Here is a 5,539-nt window from a genome sequence, read left to right as displayed (position 1 = left end):
GGCGACCTGGGCGGCGCGGCCGCGCTCGCCGCGCGGCATCCCCGCAACCGTCATCTCGCCCGCCGCATGGCGGGGGAGCGGGACGCGTTCCGCGGGGTCGCCCCGACCGTGCCGACCGAGCCCGGCTACCGCCCGGTCCCGGGGCGGGTGCTGCACGTGCTGACCAACTCCCTGCCCCACACCGGCTCGGGGTACGCCCAGCGCAGCCACGCGATCCTCACCTCCCTGCGGGACGAGGGCTTCGATGCCGCCGCCGTGACGCGGCCGGGCTACCCCGTGCAGATCGGCGTGCCCTGGGCGGCACAGCGGGATGTCGTGGACGGGATTCGCTACGCCCGGCTGCTGCCGGCGCGGCTCGCCCAGGGCCAGGCCGCCCGCATCCAGCAGCACGCCGAGCTGCTGGCCGCGCACGTGCGTCGACACCGTCCTGCCCTGCTGCACACCACCACGCACTTCGTGAACGCGCTCGCGGTCGAGGCCGTGGCGCGGGCCTTCGGGATCCCGTGGGTGTACGAGGTCCGCGGGCAGCTCGCGGACACATGGGCGGCGGTGCGCGGTCCCGAGGCCCTGGCCTCGGAACGGTACCGGCTCTTCCAGGAGCGGGAGGCCGAGGCCGCCCGCCGCGCCGACGGGGTCGTGACGCTCGGGGCGGGCATGCGCGACCGCCTGGTCGCGGCCGGGGTGGCCGAGGACGCCGTCGTGCTCTGCCCCAACGCCGTGGGCCCGGCCTTCGTCGCCGAGCGGGTGGACCGCGACGAGGCACGCGCCCGGCTGGGCTGGGACCTGCCGACCGACGCCTTCGTGGTGGGCACCGTCTCGAGCCTCGTGGACTACGAGGGCCTGGACATCCTGCTGCGTGCCGCCGCGCGGCTGGCCCCGCACCGTCCCGGGTTGCGCGTGCACATCGCCGGCGACGGCGTCGCCCGGCCCGGGCTGCAGGCCCTGGCCGCGGAGCTCGGCATCGCGGAGCTGTGCGCCTTCCCCGGGCGGGTCGACCGCGAGGACGCGCGCCTGCACCACGCCGCCCTGGACGTGTTCACGGTCCCGCGCCGGGACCTGCCCGTCACCCGCGCGGTGACGCCGATGAAGACCGTCGAAGCCTCGGCCACCGGCCGGCCCGTCGTCGCCTCGGACCTGCCGGCCCTGGCCGAGCTCGTCGAGGACGAGCGGACCGGCCTGCTCGTCCCCGCGGAGGATCCCGCAGCGCTGGCCGCCGCCCTCGACCGGCTCGCGGGGGACCCGGCCGAGCGGGCGCGCCTCGGCGCGGCCGGCCGGGAATGGGCCCTGCAGACGCGCACCTGGGAGGCCAACGCGCGCCGCTATCGGACGCTCTACGACCGGCTCGGCGTCCACCCGCGCTGATACAGTGACGCGGGCGCCGGGTCTCCCGCACTCTCGTGTTCCGGAGGCCTCCTCGACGCCCGCCCGACGCTCGCCGCGTGGGGCCCGTGCACGGAAGGAAGACTGGACCCGCATGAAGATCGCCGTCGTCGCCCTGGGCAAGATCGGCCTGCCGCTGGCCGTGCAGTTCGCGAGCAAGGGACACGAGGTGGTCGGCGTGGACGTCAACGCCACCGTCGTGGACCTCGTCAACGCGGGGACCGAGCCCTTCCCGGGCGAGGCCCACCTGCAGGAGAAGCTCTCCTCCACGGTGGCCGACGGCCGCCTGCGCGCCACCACCGACTACGGCGACGCCGTCCCGGGGGCCGACGCCGTCGTGCTCGTCGTGCCGCTCTTCGTGGACGACGAGGCCCGCCCCGACTTCGGCTGGATGGACGGCGCCACCACCGAGCTGGCGAAGCACCTGACACCGGGCACCCTCGTCTCCTACGAGACCACGCTGCCCGTGGGCACCACCCGCACCCGGTGGAAGCCGATGCTGGAGGAGGGCTCGGGCCTGACCGAGGGGGAGGACTTCCACCTCGTGTTCTCGCCGGAGCGCGTGCTCACCGGCCGCGTGTTCGAGGACCTTCGCCGCTACCCCAAGCTGATCGGCGGCCTGACCCCGGCCGGCGCCGAGCGCGCCCGCGAGTTCTACGAGGCCGTGCTGGACTTCGACGAGCGTCCTGACCTGTCCCGTCCCAACGGCGTATGGGACCTCGGCTCTGCGGAGGCCTCCGAGATGGCCAAGCTCGCCGAGACCACCTACCGCGACGTCAACATCGGCCTGGCGAACGAGTTCGCCCGCTACGCCGGCGCGAACGGCATCGACATCTACCGGGTGATCGAGGCCTCCAACTCGCAGCCGTACAGCCACATCCACCGCCCGGGCATCGCCGTGGGCGGCCACTGCATCCCGGTCTACCCGCGCCTGTACCTGTGGAACGACCCGGCCGCGGACATCGTCCGCACCGCGCGCGCCGTGAACGCCTCGATGCCGGACTTCGCCGTGGACCTGCTCGCCCAGGCGCACGGCGACCTCGCCGGTCAGCGCGTCGTCGTGCTGGGCGCCGCCTACCGCGGCGGCGTGAAGGAGACCGCGTTCTCCGGCGTGTTCGCCACCGTGGGCGCGCTGCGCACCCGCGGCGCCGAGGTCACCGTGGACGACCCGATGTACTCGGACGAGGAGCTCACCGCGCTGGGCTTCACCCCGCACTCCTCCGGCTCCGAGGTCGACGCCGCGATCCTGCAGACGGACCACGCCGAGTACCGCGCCCTCACCCCGGCCGACCTGCCGGGCGTGCGCACCTTCGTGGACGGCCGCAACGTCACCGACGCCGACGCCTGGTCGGGAGTGACCCGTCGGGTCATCGGCCTGCCGCAGGACGCCGAGGCCGCCCGATGAGCGGGAACGTCTTCACCGCCGCCTCGGCCGACGTCGCCGAGGACGCCGTCCTCGGCGACGGCACCAAGGTCTGGCACCTCGCGCAGGTCCGTGAGCAGGCCCGCCTCGGCGAGCGCTGCATCGTCGGTCGCGCGGCCTACATCGGCACCGGGGTGGAGCTCGGCGACGACTGCAAGGTCCAGAACCTCGCCCTCGTCTACGAGCCGGCCCGTCTGGGCCGCGGCGTCTTCATCGGACCCGGCGTCGTCCTGACCAACGACACCTACCCCCGCGCGGTCAACCCGGATCTGTCCCAGAAGTCCGGGGACGACTGGGAGGCCGTGGGCGTCGACATCGGCGACGGCGCCGCGATCGGCGCGCGCTCGGTGTGCGTCGCGCCGGTGCGCATCGGCGAGTGGGCGCTGGTGGCCGCCGGTTCCGTCGTCACGCGCGACGTGCCGGACTTCGGCCTCGTGGCCGGAGTGCCCGCGAAGCGCATCGGCTGGGTCGGCCGCACAGGCCGCCGGCTGGAGGAGAAGGACGGCGTCTGGGTGTGCCCGGACACCGGCGAGACGTTCATCGAGCGGGACGGGGCGCTGCGCCCGGCCGAGCCCGCGCAGGAAGAGGAGAACCATGGCTGAGTTCATCCCGGCGGCGAAGCCGCTCATCGGCGACGAGGAGCGTGCGGCCGTGGACCGCGTCCTGCGCTCCGGCATGGTGGCGCAGGGCCCCGAGGTCGCGGCCTTCGAGGAGGAGTTCGGTGCCGCGATGGTGGACGGCCGGGCCTGCGTGGCCGTCAACTCCGGCACCGCCGGGCTGCACCTTGGCCTGCTGGCCTCGGGCATCGGCCCCGGCGACGAGGTCATCGTCCCCGCGTTCACGTTCGCCGCGACCGGCAACGCGGTCGCCCTCACGGGTGCGACCCCGGTCTTCGCCGACGTGGACCTCGACACGTACACCCTCGACCCCCAGGACGTGCGCGCCAAGGTGACGGAGCGGACCGCCGCCGTCATGCCGGTGCACCTGTACGGCCACCCAGCCCGCATGGACGAGCTCGAGGCGATCTGCCGCGAGCACGGCCTCCAGCTGTTCGAGGACGCGGCGCAGGCGCACGGCGCCCGCTGGAAGGGGCGCCCCGTGGGCACCTTCGGGGCGTGGGGCATGTTCAGCCTCTACCCGACCAAGAACATGACCTCGGGTGAGGGCGGCATGGTCTCCGTGGGGGAGGCGGACGTCGCCCGTCGCCTGCGCCTGTTGCGCAACCAGGGCATGGAGGTCCAGTACCGCAATGAGCTCGTGGGCTTCAACAACCGCATGACGGACATCCACGCGGCCATCGGCCGGGTGCAGCTGACCAAGGTCGGCGCATGGACCCGGCGCCGGCAGGAGATCGCCGCCCGCTTCGACGCCGAGCTGCGCGGGGTCACCGTGCCGACGGTGCTCGAGGGCGCCGAGCACGTGTACCACCAGTACACGGTCCGCCTGCCCGAGGAGCTGGCCGGGACGCGGGCGGACGTGCTCGCCCGCCTGAAGGACGAGTTCGGGGTCGGCACGGGGGTCTACTACCCGGTGCCCACCAATGAGCTGCCCTCCTTCGGCGTCGAGGCGGACCTGCCGAACACCCGCGTGGCCGCGTCCACCGTGTTCTCCATTCCGGTCCACCCGTCCCTGACGGACGCGGACGTCACGCGCGTGGTCGAGGCCGTCAACACCGTGGTGGCGGAGGCCGCCGCATGAGCGTGCTGCGCACCGGACTGATCGGCCTGGGCATGATGGGACGCCACCACGCCCGCGTGATGCGCTCCATCGAGGGCACCGAGCTGGTCGCCGTGGCCGACGCGATGGGTGATCCGCACGGCGTGGCGGGGGACCTGCCCCTCTACGACTCGGTCCAGGGGCTCATCGACCATGGCGTGGACGCGGTCATGTGCGCGGTCCCGACCGGCCTGCACGAAGAGGTCGGCCTGGCCCTGGCCGAGGCCGGCGTGCACGTGATGGTCGAGAAGCCGATCGCACACAGCACCGAGGCCGGCACCCGCCTGGTCCACGCCTTCGACGAGGCCGGCCTCGTCGGCGCCGTGGGCCACATCGAACGCTTCAACCCCGCCCTTCAGGAGATGCGTCGGCGGATCCAGGCCGGTGAGCTGGGCCGGGTCCTGCAGATCACGACCGTGCGTCAGGGCGGCTTCCCCGCCCGCATCGCCGACGTCGGGGTCGTCAAGGACCTCGGCACGCACGACATCGACCTGACCGCGTGGCTGGCGGACAGCCCGTTCACGCGCGTGGCCGCGGAGACCATGACCAACTCCGGCCGCGAGCACGAGGACATGGTGGTCGCCAACGGCCGCCTCGAGTGCGGGGCCATCACGAGCCACGTGGTGAACTGGCTCTCCCCGGTGAAGATCCGCCAGACCGTCGTCACCGGCGAGCTCGGCGCGTTCGTGGCGGACACCGTGCACGCAGACCTGACCTTCCAGGCCAACGGATCGGTCCGCACCCGCTGGGACGCGGTGTCCGCGTTCCGCGGCGTCTCCGAGGGGGACGTCACCCGTCTGGCGATCGAGAAGCCCGAGCCGCTGCACACCGAACACGAGGCGTTCCGCGACGCGATCCTCGGCGTCCGGCAGGAGCACGTGTCCATGGCGGAGGGTCTGGCCACGCTGCGCGTGGCCGAGGCGATGATCGCGTCGGCCCACACGGGCGAGAGCATCAGGCTGTGAGCGCAGGGGACTGGCGACGCCGCGCCCGCCGGGCCGTGCGCGCGGCGGCCCGACG

At 73.8% G+C, this 5,539-nt stretch carries 5 protein-coding genes; all 5 read left to right on the top strand.

Features of this window, described 5'->3' with window-relative positions:
* On the top strand, window positions 1-1,362 hold a 1,362-nt coding region (locus tag HMPREF3105_RS04395), incomplete at its 5' end, for a glycosyltransferase family 4 protein (protein ID WP_070708852.1).
* A 112-nt stretch (window positions 1,363-1,474) separates the two neighbouring features.
* Window positions 1,475-2,785, top strand: coding sequence for a nucleotide sugar dehydrogenase (locus tag HMPREF3105_RS04390; RefSeq protein WP_070708851.1), 1,311 nt, complete (start codon window positions 1,475-1,477; stop codon window positions 2,783-2,785).
* The gene (locus HMPREF3105_RS04385) at window positions 2,782-3,405 is read left to right on the top strand and encodes an acyltransferase (RefSeq protein WP_070708850.1); all 624 of its coding nucleotides are present in this window, start codon (window positions 2,782-2,784) and stop codon (window positions 3,403-3,405) included. The genes HMPREF3105_RS04390 and HMPREF3105_RS04385 overlap by 4 nt, the downstream gene beginning before the upstream one ends.
* On the top strand, window positions 3,398-4,501 hold the full coding sequence (locus tag HMPREF3105_RS04380) for a DegT/DnrJ/EryC1/StrS family aminotransferase (RefSeq protein ID WP_070708849.1): 1,104 nt from the start codon (window positions 3,398-3,400) through the stop codon (window positions 4,499-4,501). The genes HMPREF3105_RS04385 and HMPREF3105_RS04380 overlap by 8 nt, the downstream gene beginning before the upstream one ends.
* Window positions 4,498-5,484 (top strand): Gfo/Idh/MocA family protein, encoded by a 987-nt coding sequence (locus tag HMPREF3105_RS04375; RefSeq protein WP_070708848.1) that lies wholly within the window; start codon window positions 4,498-4,500, stop codon window positions 5,482-5,484. The genes HMPREF3105_RS04380 and HMPREF3105_RS04375 overlap by 4 nt, the downstream gene beginning before the upstream one ends.
* Window positions 5,485-5,539 lie beyond the last annotated feature (55 nt).

Origin of the sequence: Micrococcus sp. HMSC31B01 (genome assembly GCF_001816085.1) — a bacterium.
GTDB lineage: Bacteria > Actinomycetota > Actinomycetes > Actinomycetales > Micrococcaceae > Micrococcus > Micrococcus luteus.
The sequence above is the reverse complement of the archived record's forward strand: the minus strand, read 5'-3'. Positions and strand labels throughout refer to the sequence as shown.

What these genes read in the sequence shown, in the direction of transcription:
- HMPREF3105_RS04390 (WP_070708851.1), top strand. Translation starts at nt 1,475, where the DNA reads ATGAAGATCGCCGTCGTCGCCCTGGGCAAGATCGGCCTGCCGCTGGCC.
- HMPREF3105_RS04385 (WP_070708850.1), top strand. Translation starts at nt 2,782, where the DNA reads ATGAGCGGGAACGTCTTCACCGCCGCCTCGGCCGACGTCGCCGAGGAC.
- HMPREF3105_RS04380 (WP_070708849.1), top strand. Translation starts at nt 3,398, where the DNA reads ATGGCTGAGTTCATCCCGGCGGCGAAGCCGCTCATCGGCGACGAGGAG.
- HMPREF3105_RS04375 (WP_070708848.1), top strand. Translation starts at nt 4,498, where the DNA reads ATGAGCGTGCTGCGCACCGGACTGATCGGCCTGGGCATGATGGGACGC.